This window comes from Pontibacter korlensis (genome assembly GCF_000973725.1).
Classification (GTDB): Bacteria; Bacteroidota; Bacteroidia; order Cytophagales; family Hymenobacteraceae; genus Pontibacter; species Pontibacter korlensis.
The window spans coordinates 114,148-129,947 of sequence record NZ_CP009621.1 but is presented as its reverse complement, the minus strand read 5'-3'; the positions used below and the strand labels follow the sequence as shown (position 1 = coordinate 129,947).

At 51.7% G+C, this 15,800-nt stretch carries 8 protein-coding genes and 1 pseudogene; 8 read left to right on the top strand and 1 reads right to left on the bottom strand.

Going from position 1 to position 15,800, the window contains the following annotated elements; all coding sequences use genetic code 11:
- The first annotated feature begins 90 nt into the window (after positions 1-90).
- The 8 genes and pseudogenes from PKOR_RS25950 to recD2 all read left to right on the top strand — a co-directional run bounded on the left by PKOR_RS25950 (position 91) and on the right by recD2 (position 11,500).
- Positions 91-252 (top strand): transposase, encoded by a 162-nt coding sequence (locus PKOR_RS25950; protein ID WP_338047508.1) that lies wholly within the window; start codon positions 91-93, stop codon positions 250-252.
- Between the two features lie 183 nt (positions 253-435).
- Complete coding sequence (locus PKOR_RS00535) at positions 436-1,470, top strand: PDDEXK nuclease domain-containing protein (protein ID WP_046308609.1); 1,035 nt, start codon at positions 436-438, stop codon at positions 1,468-1,470.
- A 1,144-nt stretch (positions 1,471-2,614) separates the two neighbouring features.
- Positions 2,615-4,936, top strand: coding sequence for a DUF7133 domain-containing protein (locus tag PKOR_RS00530; protein ID WP_046313852.1), 2,322 nt, complete (start codon positions 2,615-2,617; stop codon positions 4,934-4,936).
- A gap of 376 nt (positions 4,937-5,312) precedes the next feature.
- A complete protein-coding gene (locus PKOR_RS00525; RefSeq protein ID WP_046308608.1) occupies positions 5,313-6,686 on the top strand; it encodes a 3-keto-disaccharide hydrolase in 1,374 nt (457 codons plus the stop codon).
- Between the two features lie 15 nt (positions 6,687-6,701).
- Positions 6,702-8,042, top strand: a complete 1,341-nt coding sequence (locus tag PKOR_RS00520) for a Gfo/Idh/MocA family protein (RefSeq protein WP_046308607.1) — start codon at positions 6,702-6,704, stop codon at positions 8,040-8,042.
- Between the two features lie 183 nt (positions 8,043-8,225).
- Complete coding sequence (locus PKOR_RS23920; protein WP_084694671.1) at positions 8,226-8,369, top strand: NAD(P)(+) transhydrogenase (Re/Si-specific) subunit beta; 144 nt, start codon at positions 8,226-8,228, stop codon at positions 8,367-8,369.
- A gap of 75 nt (positions 8,370-8,444) precedes the next feature.
- A pseudogene (locus tag PKOR_RS26170) lies at positions 8,445-8,639 on the top strand (transposase); the annotation flags it as partial.
- A 362-nt stretch (positions 8,640-9,001) separates the two neighbouring features.
- The gene (gene recD2 / locus PKOR_RS00510; protein ID WP_046308605.1) at positions 9,002-11,500 is read left to right on the top strand and encodes an SF1B family DNA helicase RecD2; all 2,499 of its coding nucleotides are present in this window, start codon (positions 9,002-9,004) and stop codon (positions 11,498-11,500) included.
- Between the two features lie 262 nt (positions 11,501-11,762).
- On the opposite strand, the gene PKOR_RS23255 is transcribed toward recD2, so the two are convergent.
- Complete coding sequence (locus PKOR_RS23255; RefSeq protein WP_052738643.1) at positions 11,763-15,668, bottom strand: phosphodiester glycosidase family protein; 3,906 nt, start codon at positions 15,666-15,668, stop codon at positions 11,763-11,765.
- Positions 15,669-15,800 lie beyond the last annotated feature (132 nt).

The following is a 15,800-nucleotide window of genomic DNA, read 5'->3' as shown; positions in this document are numbered from 1 at the left end:
CTCTGTTTATATGAAGTTGATCTGCTCACCTGCCCCGAGAGAGGCCAATATTGCCTTCAATCCCAGAAATGGTACTGCTTTAGAAGCTATGTGTACTTTGACCAGCAGCTCTACAAGAGAAGAAGCGTGGTGGAGCAAGCCCATGCTTGGCTCGAAAGCTTCAAGGCACTGCTGATCAGGTTCGAGACAAAAGCCAGCAATTGGATGGCGCTCCATTTCCTTGCTTTTATAGTATTGTTTATCAGAAAATAAATAAAATAGAAAAACCCTAAACAGGTTCACTGTGAAGTAGGGGAATTAATCAATCAGTTTCCTTCTACTTTTTTAGCTCTTATATTTACGCAACACCTGTTGTGCAATCACTATGGGCGCCACGTTGTGTATTCCTGCAAGCACCTGTCATGAACGTGTATAGCAGACTCCTTACCTTTGACAATGGAAGAAACACAGAATAATACACTGCTTGTAAATGATATTAAGCAACTTATCGCGCATAGCCGTGAGAAAGTGGCTTCTACGGTCAATGCTGAAATCACGCTGCTTTACTGGCTGGTTGGCAAGCGCGTTAACGATGAGATACTAAAAAACAGCCGGGCTGAGTATGGCAGGCAAATAGTCACGACACTTGCCCAGCAGCTGACGCTGGAGTACGGTGCTGGGTGGAGCCAAAAGCAACTGCTGCACTGTATCCGTTTTGCCAGTGTATTCAAAGACGAGCAGATTGTCTCCGCACTGCGGAGACAATTAACCTGGACGCACATCAAGACTATCATTTATCTGGACGATGAGCTGAAGCGCGACTTTTACATTGAGATGTGCAGGCTAGAGAAGTGGAGCTCACGCACCCTGCAGGACCGGGTAAGATCCATGCTCTACGAGCGCACAGCGATCTCTAAGCGACCGGAAATCACTATCCAGAGTGACCTGCAGCAGCTGAAGGAATCCAGCCAGCTTACACCTGACCTGGTATTCCGGGATCCGTACGTCCTTGATTTCCTGGGTTTGGCAGATACTTACTCTGAGAAAGATCTGGAGTCCTCCATATTGGCTGAACTACAACGCTTCATCACTGAGATGGGAAGTGACTTTGCCTTTCTGGCTCGTCAGAAACGTATAATCATTGACAATCGTGACTACTATATTGACTTGCTTTTTTACCACCGGCGTTTGAAGTCCCTGGTGGCCATTGACCTAAAGATAGGTGAGTTTGAGGCTGGCTTCAAAGGGCAAATGGAGTTGTACCTACGGTACCTGGAGAAATATGAAATGGTGGAAGGGGAGAACCTGCCGATTGGCCTTATCCTCTGCACCGGTAAGAACGAGGAACATGTAGAGCTGTTGCAACTGGATAAAAGCAACATTCGCGTGGCCGACTACCTTACCCAACTCCCGCCGAAAGAGCTGCTGCAGGCAAAGCTGCATCAATCCATCGAAATTGCCAGAAGCAGATTGGCAAATGAACAGAACTAGTGTGAAAATCCCTGCAGGAACAATTCTTGCCCTAAACCTATCCCTGCAGGCATCTTCCTTCAACAGAAGCAGTTTACTTATCTGTGGGCTCTCTTCTGCAGGATAAACCGGAGAACGGCTGCAGGAGCCCAGGAAGGCTAACTGTGCCAGTAAAAGCCGCTGTGTATTGGGGGATCAGCCCGGAGCAGGAAGAACATTTGGCCCTAATGCACCCGATACGGTAACAGAGGACTACTGAATGGAGAACCTTCTGACCTTAGAGCAGATGACAGCCGATGGGATTAAGCTTGCCGAATACCTGTCCTAACACCTGGGCAAGCGGAAAATAGCCCTTGTAGAAACCTCCTGGGGCTCTGTGCTGGTCGAAGGCCCGCCCAGACCTTTTCTCTGCCTTTATAGGCCACTCCCAGGTTGTAAACTTCTATGAAGGGGTTGCGCACGCCTACAGTCAGGTGTCTGGCCCAGAAGGCCAAAGGCCAAGAGTCAATAGATAAACTGGAGGTATAGGGTCCTCCCCCTATGAGGACGCGAGGAAAGAGGGCCAGCTCATGCGCGTCATTAAAAAGTACGACAGGCAGCACTCAACGCCAGCCCCCGCCTCTTGGTAGAAGTTGGCAAGCGCCTATGACAATGAAAAGGACACTAAGGACAGGTATAACGGAGATGATTACTTTTTTCTTTATGCTGCAGGCCACAAAAAAATGGGAGTAAAGTCAATGATGGCTGGGGTGATTTTCTTGAACGACAGCTTGCGCTATTAAACCCCGGCGTACTTCATTCATGGGGAGGCAGACATCTTTACCCTTAAAAAACTTACCAAAGCGTCAAAGAAAGCCCCAAGGGCGAGGGCTTTCTTTGGCATTTGTAATTTTATATATTTAGTGCAAGAATGATTAGTGCGGGTAGTGGCAGCGTAAAAATTCACAGCCTGGCTTATTCTACACTTTATACACTATCTGACCAAGCACATGAAGCCGGGAGGGTTGTAGGCGCCGGTTTACTTAAGGTGCAATCGCATCAGCAATGTGTAGCAGCGCCTAACCTGGAAATGAATTATCTCCTGCAAGAATTATCTCCTGCAACCTTTATGGTATTTTCTAAGAGGAAACACTTAACAAGACCAACTGAGACTCAGTTAATCATAATGAAGAAATATCTGCATTTGCTCCTTCTTCCTGCCATGGCGTGTACGCTATACTGCTGCCAGGGCAGTGGCTCTAAAAATAAGCAACAAGTTGTAAACACACCCGGGGAAGTGACGGCAGAGGAAGCTGCCAGGGTTAGCCTGGAGTCTTCCCCAGTGGTGCCGGCGGAGGCATCCATAAACCTGATGCAGGTAGCTGACGGATTCAACGTAGAGTTGGTAGCGGCAGAACCCCTGGTAAACACACCCGTAGCCATGACCTTCGACTATGAAGGGCGCATGTGGGTGGTGGAAATGCAAGGCTACATGCCCGATACGCTAGGAACGGGAGAAGAAGTGCCGAACGGGAAAATTGTGATCCTGGAAGACAGCAACAGCGATGGGGTGGCCGACAAGCGGAAGGTGTTTCTGGATTCCTTGGTGTTGCCGCGGGCCATCTGCCTGGTAGATGATGGCGTGTTGGTGGCCGAGCCGCCAAGCCTGTGGTTCTACGAAATAGAGGACGACAAGCCGGGGAAAAAGACCCTGGTGGATGCAGCCTACGCTGAGGGCGGCAATGTGGAACACCAGCCAAACGGCCTGCTCCGGGCCTTGGACAACTGGATCTACAACGCCAAATCCGCAAAGCGTTACAGAAAGGCCGGGGACAGGTGGAAGGTAGAGCAGACGCATTTCCGGGGGCAGTGGGGCATTGCCCAGGACAACTATGGGCGGCTGTACTATAACAATAACTCGGAGAACGTGCTGGGGGACTACTTCACGCCGGGTTTCGGGGCGACAAACAAAAATCAGCGCCGTGTATCCGGGTTCAATGAGAAAATAGTAGCCAACAATAGGGTGTACCCCCTCCGGCCCACCCCTGGCGTAAACAGGGGGTATATGGAAGGTATCCTGGATGAGAGCCTGCGCCTGGCCAATTTTACGGCCGCCAGCAGCCCAGTGGTGTACCGGGGCGGTTTGTTCGGGCAAGAGTATGCCTCTAACGTATTCGTGGCCGAGCCGGCCGGAAACCTCATCAAGCGCAACCTGCTGGACGAAAACGGCTATGTTACCAGCGGAGCGCAGGCCTACGAAGGCAAAGAGTTCCTGGCCAGTATTGATGAACGCTTCCGCCCAGTAAGTTTGTACAACGCTCCGGATGGCGCGCTGTACGTGGTAGACATGTACCGCGGCATCATCCAGCACAAAACCTACCTGACCACTTACCTCAAGAAAGAAATCGGCCGCCGTGACTTAACGCAACCCCTAGGATATGGCCGCATCTACAGGATCACTCCCAAAAACAAAGAAGCCAAACCTGTAAAACTGCCGGCAAACCCGCAGCAGCTGGTCAGGTTGCTGGGCCATCCGAACGGCTGGGTGCGGGACAATGCGCAGCAAATGCTCCTGGACCGCAACTACAGGCAGGCTATCCCGGCGTTGCGACAGGCTGCCAGTAATACAAAGGAGCCATTGAAGGCCATGCACGCGCTCTGGACGCTGGAAGGATTGGGAGCCCTGCAGGCAGATGAAGTTCTTGCTTTGCTAAGGCAACCCGCATGGCCTGTGCGGATGCAGGCACTGAGTGTGCTGCCATCGGTTATGGACAGTACAAATGTGAAGCGGTATGTGCCGGTGCTGGAACAGCTGGTGTCGAGCAACGACACACTGGCAGCGCCTTATCTGGCATTCCTGGCAAACCATCTCCAGCGCTATGATCAGGCGGCCGCCCAAAATCTACTGCAGCAGTTAGCCAGAACGTACCAGGCAAATGACTATGTGGCAGACGCGTTGATAAGCAATTATCAGGACCGGGAGAAAGCGCTTCAAAAGCAAATCACAGCCTTTGTGGCAGACACCTCGGTGGCCATTCACAAAAGGCTGCAACGCGTGCTGGACAATATCGAGAGTAAGAAGGTGAAAAACGATACGCAAGCGCTGTTGAAGGAGTTCCCGAAAGGGGCGGCGGTATATGCCTCCACCTGCCAGACCTGCCACGGGGCGGACGGTAACGGTGTCAGATCCCTGGCGCCGCCGCTGAACCAGTCGGAGTGGGTAACGGGGGAGAAAGCCAAGCTCATCTCCATTGTGCTCTTTGGCCTGACAGGGCCGGTGCGCGTAAACGGCCACCTGTACCGGGCACCGGAAATAAACGGCGACATGCCTGGCATTGGCTACGATAAGTCCCTGTCCAACGAAGACATTGCCCAACTGCTCAGCTTCGTGAGGAAGTCCTGGCAAAATGATGCGGGCATAATCCACCCAGAAGAAGTGGGCCAGGTGAGGCTAAGGCTGAAAGACAGGCAAGAAGCTTTCACAGTAGAGGAGTTGAATAAGTTGTAAGGGTATTGACCTATACCTACATGGGGTATACGCCAAAGGAAATCAATCATGAACGTGGTACTGCTACACAAGCGGGTAGATAGGAAAATACGCAGGGCAGGACAGAGAAAATCATTTTTTTGCCCCCAGGCTCTAAGTGTTTTTGGCTGTGCCCTACTGACAGCAACAGTTTCAAGCCTCCTTATCCTGCGAGAAGGGAGGGTACTCTTGCCAAAGAAAGGGCTTTGGCACTGGACATATTGAAAAAAGGCTACTTTACCTTAAACAGGGCATGCAGTAGGTGTTGGGAGGTTAAAACGTGGTAAGTAGTTAAAAGTCAGCTAAGTTATGAAGGGAAGGAGTACTGTGGTTTATATAAAAAATAAATAATATATATATGAAAACTTCATTAAAAAAACTTTTAGTCGTCGCGTTGAGCGCTCCATTCATCATAAGCTGCTCGAGTAAATCCCCGGATCAGAAAGCATTCGGAGAGCCAATGTTTGACGGGGAAAGTCTCTCTGGGTGGAGCCAAAAGAATGGAAAGGCAAAGTACGAATTGAAAGATGGGGTGGTTATTGGGACTACTGTTTCGGGAACACCTAATTCGTTTCTGGCTACTGAGGAAACATATGGTGATTTTATAATGGAACTGGATCTCAAAGCTGATCCAAGTATGAATTCAGGTATACAAATCAGAAGCGAGAGTAAGCCTGGTTATCAAAATAATCGTGTACATGGCTACCAGGTAGAAATTGATCCTTCCGACCGGGCATGGAGTGGCGGCATTTATGACGAAGCAAGAAGAGGTTGGCTCTATCCTTTGACTCTGAATGCTTCTGCGCAAAGTGCCTACAAAAAAAACGACTGGAATCATTACAGGATTGAAGCCATAGGGGATACCATTCAAACCTGGGTGAACGGTGTAGCAGCTGCAAACCTGGTTGATGATATGACCCATGAAGGCTTTATAGCTTTACAGGTGCATGCCATTGGAGATGATGAGGCGCCTGGAAAACAGATTATGTGGAAAAATGTGAGGATTTTGACAGATAGCCTGGAGCAACATAATATGAAAAGTGACGCACCTGTTTTTAATACGAAAAACCAACTAACCAAAGCAGAGAAGGAAGATGGTTGGAAACTGCTTTGGGATGGTAAGACCACCGAAGGATGGCGCGGAGCAAGATTAAATGATTTCCCGAAAAATGGCTGGGTGATAGAAGACGGTGTACTAACAGTACTGGCAAGCGGTGGGGCTGAATCTGCTGCAGGTGGTGATATAGTTACAGAAAATGTTTACAGAGACTTTGAGCTAAAAGTAGATTTCAAATTAACAGAAGGGGCGAATAGTGGCATAAAGTACTACGTTGATACTGCTATCAACAAAGGTGCGGGATCTTCCATTGGCCTAGAATATCAGATTTTAGATGATGAGAATCATCCTGATGCAAAGCTAGGCAATCATGAAGGTAGCCGTACGGTTGCCTCACTCTATGATCTTATCAAAGCCGATGCTGGTAAACCAATCAATCCTGTGGGTGAATGGAACACCGCGCGCATCGTTTCAAAAGATAATCATGTAGAACACTGGCTGAATGGGACTAAAGTGTTAGAGTACGAACGCGGCAGTGAGCATTTCAGAAAGCTGGTTTCGGAAAGCAAATATAGGAAGTGGCCAAACTTTGGGGAATTAGAAGAAGGGCGAATCCTATTGCAGGATCATGGGGACCAGGTTTCATTCAAGAATATCAAAATCAAAGCGTTATAAGAATATTGAGATAAAATGACTACAAGAAGGAATTTTATAACAAAAACAATGCTGGGTGCTGCTGCGCTAGCTGTTTCAGGGCCTGCACGCGCTATGTCAGCCAAGAGCTATAAGAAAATCATAGGAGCTAACGATAGAATACAGGTCGCTATTGCCGGGCTAGGAAGAAGAGTAGGTGCTTATATAGAACCGGTAGCGCTGAAAAGTGCCAATGTGGAGTTGGTGTATTTGTGCGATGTAATGGCAAGTCAACGGGATAAAGCCTTACAAAGCTTTTCGGAGCGTATTGGCTATACACCTAAAACTGCGATTGATATCCGGAAAGTGCTTGATGACAAGAAAGTGGATGTTCTACTCAATGCGACGCCCGATCATTGGCATACACCAAGTTCTATCATGGCGATGAAGGCTGGAAAACATGTGTATGTGGAGAAGCCCTGCAGCCATAACATGCATGAAAATGAACTGCTGGTGGCAGCTGCCAAAAAGTATAGTAAAGTAGTACAGATGGGAAACCAGCAACGTTCCTCAGCTCATACGATTGAGTTAATCAAGGATATTCATAATGGTGCAATCGGAAAACCATACAAAGCAGTGGCTTTTTATGTCAATTCCCGGGGACCTGTACCTGTACAGCAAAAGGCTCCGGTTCCGCAGGGGCTTGATTGGGAATTATGGCAGGGGCCAGCCATCCACAGGGATTATACTTCTGACACCTGGGACTATAACTGGCACTGGTACGGCTGGAATTACGGCACCGGTGAAGCTGGTAATAACGCGACACATGAATTGGATATAGCCCGTTGGGCCCTGCAGGTAAGTTTTCCCCAACATGCCCGTGTAGAAGCCGGAAAACGTCATTTTAAAGATGATGGATGGGAAATGTATGACAGCATGGAAGCAACATTCAACTTCCATGATGATAAAGTCATCCAGTGGGATGGAAAGAGCCGTAACGGTTATAACACCTATGGCAAAGGACGTGGAACCATTATTTATGGCAGCGAGGGTGCCGCTTTTGTAGATAGGGAAAAATATGAGATGACAGATCTTAGTGGTAAAGTGATCAAAGAAAGCATAGCAGGTTCAAACGAAGCTGGTACCGCTTTGGGAGGTGGCGGAGATACCTCCACTGCGCACGTGCTTAATTTTTTTAATACTGTTCGTGGCAAAGAGAAATTACATGCCCCAATTGACGATGCTGCCATCAGTATGGCGATGGTGCACTACGCCAATATAGCTTACCGCACTGGTAAAGGTTTTTCGATCGATGAGAAATCAGGACGCATGTATGATCGGGATGCCATGGCATTATGGAGTCGTGAATATGAGAAAGGTTGGGAGCCACAAGTTTAAATAAAGGTATCTGGATCAACGGATGAATGGCCATCATACTTTCTTATAATGAGCAAAATGCGATCCCGTTTTAGGCACTGGTAGAAATGGATCCTAACGCTGAAGTATGGAGACTGGGTTCATCTTCAGCTGGGTTTCATCTTCACCGGCTAGCTGTCATGTATACTTACCGTTATCGCCGACATGCGCATGGTTATCTCCCTGCACAATGCCTATTCTGGTATAGCAGCCTGTGCCACAGGCTTCGAGCTTAACAACCAGGTGCTCACTCTTACGGGGGCTTGGGTGGGCGCGTCTGGTTTTAGACTAATGCAGGCATCAAGCTAAATGGCCAGGTGATAAGACACTTATCCTGCTTGAGCTATAACATTCAAACAAGCCTGTAGCCGCAGCGACTTTCCCGAAAACGGCCGCCCTGCCTACCATCCCATTGTTTTATTGAAGCTGCTGGTTTACGGTTACCTCAACCGCATCCGCTCCTCCCGGTGCCTGGAACGGGAGTGCCACTGCAACATTGAAGTGATGTGGCTCCTGGGCCAGCTGGCGCCCGACCATAACACGTTCGCCAGTTTCCGTAAGCACAAGGCAAAGGCCATCACCCGCGTCTTCCGCGCCACCGTGAAGCTGGCCCGGCACTTTAACCTGATAGGCGGGGAGCTGCTGGCCGGCGACTCCACCAAGCTCCGGGCTCAGAACTCAAAGAAGCACAAATCAACCGGGGCAAGATCGCCCGCCACCTGGCCTACATCATCCAGAAGCTCTGGGATTGCCAGCTGGCTTACTGTGCGGCCTCTTTAAGGGAAGACCGCATGCTCCGTACCAGGGGAGAAGTGCGTGCATAGATTGGAATGCACTTATCATTGCCTCAGGCCGTAGGATAAATCATATACCGTGCTTTCCCAGGCTCGGTTTTAACTTCAAGCAAAGTCGTTGTACCTTTGGTTTTCTTATCAAAGCATATGCAGGCACTTGACGCACAGGCATCAGCCGGGTTGGAAAAACTCGCAGGCATTGTAAAGCGCATCACGTTTCACAGCGTGGAGACGGGCTATTCTGTGCTGAAGGTCAACAGCTTTCAGCGGCCGCATGAGGAGCTCACCGTGATTGTCCACCAGTCCAAAGTGTTTGCCGGGGCCACCATGGACTTTTACGGGGAGTGGGTCAACCATCCTGTCTATGGCCAGCAGTTTAAAGCCTCCAGGGTCGTGGAGCGAAAGCCTGCCACGGCCAATGCGCTGGAGAAGTACCTGGGTTCGGGGCTGATCAAGGGCGTGGGGCCGGTGACAGCCAGGCGTATTGTAAAGCACTTCGGGGATAAGACCCTGGACGTGTTTGAAAGCAGCATCTCCCGGCTTACCGAAGTAGAAGGCATTGCCAGGTTGAAGCTGGAGATGATCACCAAAGCCTGGGTAGAGCACCAGGAGATCCGGAACGTGATGCTGTTCCTGCAGTCCCACCATATCTCCACGCTGTTTGCTGTCAAGATCTATAAAACCTATGGCAACAAGGCGATCGAGATCGTTCAGGGCAACCCTTACCGCCTGGCCACCGACATCTACGGCATCGGCTTCTTTTCAGCCGACAAGGTGGCCCTGAGCCTGGGCCTTGCTGCCGATTCCCCGCAGCGCATCCAGGCAGCCATCAGCCACGTGCTGCACCATGCCCGGGAGGAGGGCCACTGTTACCTGACCCTGCAGCAGATCCTGGAAGCTGTGGCTGAGCTGCTGTCGCTGGCTGACCCTGCCGCCATCGAGGCTGGCCTTGGAGAAATGGAACGTAAGCAGGAGCTTAAGGTCAGGCTGTTGCCCGATGAGAGCGGCGCGGCGCAGAAGTGCTTTTATGCGCACTCCCTGTATTATGACGAGCAGTATATTGCTACCAGGGTCAGTGAGATGACCGGCCAGCCTCGATGGCTCGATCCCGGGCGCCTCATGCAGGACCTGGAGGCCTTTTGCCGGCAGCAGCAGCTCACACTCAGCCAGGAGCAGCGGCAGAGTGTGCTGCAGCTGGCCACCGAGCGCCTCTCCATTCTCACAGGGGGGCCGGGTTGCGGCAAGACCACCACCACCCGTGCCCTGGTGGGGCTGCTGCAGGCCAAGGGACGGGAAGTGATGCTGGCCGCTCCCACCGGCAGGGCCGCCCAGCGCATGAGCGAGGTGATTGGACTGGAGGCCAGAACGATCCACAGACTGCTCGAGTGGGACCCTTCGACAGGGGGCTTCAAGCGCAACGAGCTGGACCCCCTGCGTACCGATGTGCTCATCATCGACGAGTGCTCCATGCTGGATGTGCACCTGGCTGCCTCCCTTTTGCGGGCAGTGCCCCCGCAGGGGCAGCTGGTGCTGATCGGGGATGCCGACCAGCTGCCGGCCGTGGGAGCGGGCAATGTACTCAAAGACATGATCGCCTCCGGGGTGGTGCCCTGTATGCGCCTGACAAAGGTGTTCAGGCAGGCCCAGGAGTCGCTCATCATCTCCTATGCCCACCAGATCAACCAGGGTGTCTTGCCCCGGATAGCCTCTCCCTTTCACGTCCCTCAGGTCTGGCAGGAGAAGAAAGACTGTTTGTTTATTGATTCAGAAGAGGCTACCGCCCAGGAGCTGCGGTTTATCTCTAAAGTGAAGCGACTATCCGGTGAGAAGGCCGGAAAGGCTACCGGCAAACAGGGACAGGCAGCCGAGCCGGAAAGCGACCCCTACAGCCAGGGCAGTGATTTGTCGATCCCGGCCAAGTTCAGCCATGTCGACCTTGACGCGCTGCTCGAGGCCCGCAGCTACAGCCAGGAGCTCAAAGAGGTTCTACGGCGTGTGCATCCCTGGTCCTCGCTGCACTATGGGCTGTCGGCCGTAGGGATGGTCGAAAAGCTTTATGAGGCGATCATTCCCAAGTACTTTGGCAGGGGAGCCGAAATACAGGTCCTCTCGCCCATGACCAAAGGCAGCCTGGGCACCCATAACCTCAATAAAGTGATCCAGGAGAAAGTAAATCCACCAGCAGCGGGCAAGGCCCAGCTGACAGTAGGGGGAAGGATCTTTCGGGAGGGGGACCGGGTAATACAGAAGCGTAACAACTATGATCTAAATGTATTCAACGGGGACATCGGCCTGGTCAGCGGGGTGGATAACGAGGAAATGGAGCTGTCGGTGCGTTTTACGGCAGGGGAGCAGGAAAAGCAGGTAAACTATTCGAAAGAAAACCTGCTCGAGCTCGAGCTGGCCTATGCCATCACCATTCATAAATCGCAGGGCAGTGAGTTTGAGACCGTCATCATCCCTGTCGTGACCCAGCACTTCGGCATGCTGTTCCGGAACCTGATCTATACCGGCATTACCAGGGCAAAGAAGCTGGTGGTCTTTGTCGGCACCCGCAAGGCGCTGTCCCTGGCCGTAAGCAAGCAAAATACAGCCACCCGGCAGACAGCGCTGGCTTATTTACTCCAGGGGCATGGAAGGTGTTGATACGCTTGGAACCGGTAGCCTGGCCTGCACTTGTCCTGGCCGCTGTTCTGGACACGGAAGCGGCCAGGCTTCCCGCAGCACCTGTAGAAAGAAGCAAGTGCAGGCCGCAAAAGCACAGGGCACGATCTTTCTGGCAGCTTCTTGTGCTGGTGGAAGTAAAGCCCGGCTTATCCCAGGCCCTTTCAACAGTGTGGAGCGAACCATCACGCTGAAGGAACAAAGATAGGAGGCAATAGCTTCCCGGCAGAAAAGCCCGCTCCCGTCATGGGAGCGGGCTTTCTTTTTTAGCGCCCGGCTCTTGCTGATCAGTCGGGTTTTGGGCCTGCAGCACATACCTGTAAAAGCCACCTCCCTTGTCCCAGCTGCAGAAAATAAGCGTGCTGCCATCCGGGGACACACCCAGGCCGCGGGCCTCGGCACCGTTCAGTTCCGGTAGCTCGAGCGTCCACATTTTCTTGCCTTGCTCATCGCGCTGGTGAAAGGTGGAGGGCACCACGCCGCTTGCGCGCACGGCTGTCCAGAGGGTGTTGTCAGGGCCAACTTCGATGGCATTACATCCGGCGGCAATACTGGTAACATTCTCCTCTTGTTTATACCTTACGCCGTCCTGGCTGGAGTATACTTGTATGTAGGGGCTCCCGGGGCTTGGGAAGTACAGCGTCTTGCCATCCGGTGTCATGGCAAACGCGCGGGCCAGGATGCGCTCCGGTAGCTCGATGGTGCGGATCAACTCGAAAGTATGCGGCTGTTTCTCACTTTGCTTCAGCACGTAATTAGGATCCTCTCCAAACAGCGACATCGCGTAAATTTCTCCTTTGTCGTTCACGCGGGGCGAGGTGATGGCTCTTCGGCCGGCAGGTACTTCCCATACAGCCATGCCTTCACCTGTGGCAGCATTGATTTTGAGTAGATGCCTGTTACGCGCAATCAATATGTTGCCATCTATGTCTGTACCCATACCTCCAATTGTTTTAAGGCTGTACTCCTCCCCATTTACATGGACCTTTTCTAGAGGGGAGAAGGGAGCATCAGTGCCATCAGTATTCTTGATTTGTAATGTGCCGTTGTAGCTGGCCAGCCATAATTTGCCATACTTGTCCCATTTGGCTCCGTAGCCGGCACCTTCTGCTATTTTGCCATCAAACTTATAACTAGGTGCCGGCACCTCTACAAAATCTTCCAGCGGCTCATTGCTCTTCATCAGCCGGAAAGCTTTAGCCGGGCCATAGGTGATGTGCTTGCCATCGGAGGCGATGATGCGGTGGTAGAAAGTTGCAGCCTCTCCTTCGGCAGCTCCCTGCAGCAAAGCGTACCAATCCTGCTCGCTTCGTTTTATACTTGTAACGCGACCGGTAGGCTTGTTCAAAATGATGCTCTGGAAAGCCTTGTCGGTTGCTAGCTGGTAGGTGTAGGATACAAAATCACCGTCCTGGTCTCTCGCTTTGGGCCAGCTGACGCCAAAAAGGGCTTCTGTTTGGCGCACGGCATATGTATTGCGGCTATTGTGAGAACTAACGGCTACAGCCTCGGGAGCTTGATTGGTGGCAGGGTATAGCTGTGCCCGCAGCTCACCTTCAGGGTATTTATCAGTTTGTATGTTAATATAAAAGGCGCCTGCCGACAGCAATTCCTTAAAATTTTCGTTAAAATCTATACTTCCGCTGAAGCTGCCTTTGCGTCCCTTACGGGTCTTTGTCTTGAGGTTTGCTACCAGCTGGCCTTGCTCAGCATGCCTGCCACGGTACAAAGCGACGGAAGTGACCTTTCCTTGCAGATGACCAAACTCACCTGTAACGAAAGCTTTGCCACTGCGCACCTGTACCCCTGCCGAGCCCGTGCCGGTTGTTGAAGAAGCATTGGACTGATGAAACGCAGAGAAAGTGCCGGAAGCTTTGCTCGTTATACTTACATCACGGCGGATGAGGTGGCCATTTACCCCCTCCATAAATTGCGGCAATACCTTTGCATCAAACACAGCCATGTCCTGCGAGGCTTCTTTAGCTATATCATATGTAGTGTAGATGAGCGTGTCCTGGTCGTAAAAGATATCTACTAATGTGACAGTATTAACTGGTGCTTTGTCCAAGGTGAGCCAGGAGCGAGGGCCGGAGCCTGCCGCCCCGGCATTCAGTAGCTCTAGCTTACCGCGTTTGCCCGGGTAATAAGCGTGTTGGTGTCCGCTGAAGTAGGTGTGTACTTTATACTTTTCAAGTAGCTTCTGCAGCTTTTCAGGATGCTCGAGGAGATTGCCTTTGGTATCCCGCTCCTGTGCCACGCTGTAGAGTGGCATATGGCCCAGCACAAATCTATACTTGGCCCGCTGCGCTTCTGGCTTTGAAAACTGCGCCTCCATCCACTGCAGATTATCCGCAGTTATTTCAGGCGAAGAAGCCTCCCAGGAAACAAAAAAGGCATCGCCATGCATAAAAGCGTAATAGTAGGGAAAGTGGCTTTTATCAATGAACTTGAGTTGTGGCAGGTTTTCTGGTTTGCTCCAGTAAGTGCCGGCTGCGTTGCGCTCTGTAGTAAAAGCGCGGGAGCCGTCGTGGTTGCCGAGCGTGAAGGCGAAGGGAATATTAGCTTTGCGCAGCGGGGCAGCGATGTGCTCATCAAATCCGCGCCACATTTTCTCCAGCGTCTCCGTTTCCGATATGCCCTGTCCTGCCACCATGTCGCCACCACATACGACCAGGTCCGGCTGCCAAATACGCGGGATACGCTGCATGATGCTGTCCACCTGCCATTCATAGGTGGCAGCTCCGAGGCCGGAGTTCAGGTCGCTGATCACAGCCAGGCGCAGGTCGCCCCGGCGCAAAGGCAGCTCCGGATACTTCTCTACAGCCACCAAACGTACAGCATCAGCTACTATCTTTTTGCCTTCTCCCTGCCCTAACAGTTCGAGGTAATCTCCAGGACCAAGTAGATAGTTGCCCAACACATTCCAGCGGCCGCTGGTGGCGTAGGTTTTCTGGTTTACCCGCAGGGTGTCTGTTTTTCCGCTATGGTGCAGCACGTAAGGAACGTAACGGGCATTGCTGGCAGTGTCTACTGTCCACCAGGCAGCAAGTTGGTAGTTGCCTTTGGCTATACCTGTAAAGGCATACTTTGCTTTGTTGTAGGAACTCCCTGCAGATGCCTGTCGCGAGAGGGTCGTGCCGTAGTAGCTGGCGTGGTTGGTGTTGCGCCAGAGGCCATATTCGGTGTAGTGCTCGCTGTCGGTATCGATGTAGGTAACCTCACGCTTTGGCCTTTCCTGCTGCTCTGTCAGAACCAAAGCATTGGCGTTTTTGCGTAGACTGTTGCGGTTGCCGTTCGGCACGTCTGTCGGAATGTTGACGACCTCGCCGGCCGCTACCATGGCTGAGGAGCCGCCTCCGTCCAGGTTCACAGCATCCACACAGCCAAGGTCCTGCATTATTTGGGCCAGCTCCTGAATGGTTACCCCGGCACTGGCACCCTGGCGCCCGTCCACTACCAGCATCACCAGGGTATGCTCGTTTGGGTAACCAATAGCTGTTCGGGGGTGTCGTGCCAGGTGGCCTGCACCGAAGCCTTCTATAGCACCAACATCCACTATATTTCCTTTTTTTACCAGCATCGGGCCACCACCCACCGCCTGGCTTGGGAGCCACAGTTTACCGTCTCTAGCTTTAGGCGCTGACCGCCCCGGTTGGTTAGGCTGGTTATACTGGTAGATAAGGTTTTGAATCGGATTGTAGGTCCAGGTGATGTCCGGCCTGCCGTTCACCATGCCAAAGGCCCCACGGGTAATACTATTATCCCCAGACTTGCGGATGCCAGGCTCTATGAGTTCTCCGTCTGAAATGTAGAGGCTCACAGATTTATTAGGAGCAAAGTAGCCTCCGTTGATAGCAAGTATGGCATTAAAGTCTACATAATGCTCCAGTGTTGTTTGCCGCCTGGCAGGGTTGCCCACTGCCCGCAGCTTTAGGTTTTCATCGCGCAGGTCTACACTAGCATACATAGCCCGAACAGGTGCCCCGTCGCTTAAGCGGCCATTGGTTTCATATACTTTTATGGATGAGGGAAGAAGAATATTCAGGTCCTGGCGCGGCTCCCAGACGAGTTGTTGTGCCTGAGCTTCTGAGGCAAGAAGGATAAGTATAAGCGTGGCAAGGCTTCGGAAATAAGGAAAGCGTTTCTTCATAGGATGCTGGTGTAGCGCGTGATCAGGTCAAAAATAAGATTTTATATTTATTCTGATTTTTCAATTTAGATCGTTCTGTTAGCTAGGTTCTTACACTCCTGCCTAAAATCATGTTCTCGCCTGCCTGGAAAC

What these genes read in the sequence shown, in the direction of transcription:
- PKOR_RS23920 (WP_084694671.1), top strand. Translation starts at nt 8,226, where the DNA reads ATGCGCATGGTTATCTCCCTGCACAATGCCTATTCTGGTATAGCAGCC.
- recD2 (WP_046308605.1), top strand. Translation starts at nt 9,002, where the DNA reads ATGCAGGCACTTGACGCACAGGCATCAGCCGGGTTGGAAAAACTCGCA.
- PKOR_RS00530 (WP_046313852.1), top strand. Translation starts at nt 2,615, where the DNA reads ATGAAGAAATATCTGCATTTGCTCCTTCTTCCTGCCATGGCGTGTACG.
- PKOR_RS00520 (WP_046308607.1), top strand. Translation starts at nt 6,702, where the DNA reads ATGACTACAAGAAGGAATTTTATAACAAAAACAATGCTGGGTGCTGCT.
- PKOR_RS00525 (WP_046308608.1), top strand. Translation starts at nt 5,313, where the DNA reads ATGAAAACTTCATTAAAAAAACTTTTAGTCGTCGCGTTGAGCGCTCCA.
- PKOR_RS23255 (WP_052738643.1), bottom strand. Translation starts at nt 15,668, where the DNA reads ATGAAGAAACGCTTTCCTTATTTCCGAAGCCTTGCCACGCTTATACTT.
- PKOR_RS00535 (WP_046308609.1), top strand. Translation starts at nt 436, where the DNA reads ATGGAAGAAACACAGAATAATACACTGCTTGTAAATGATATTAAGCAA.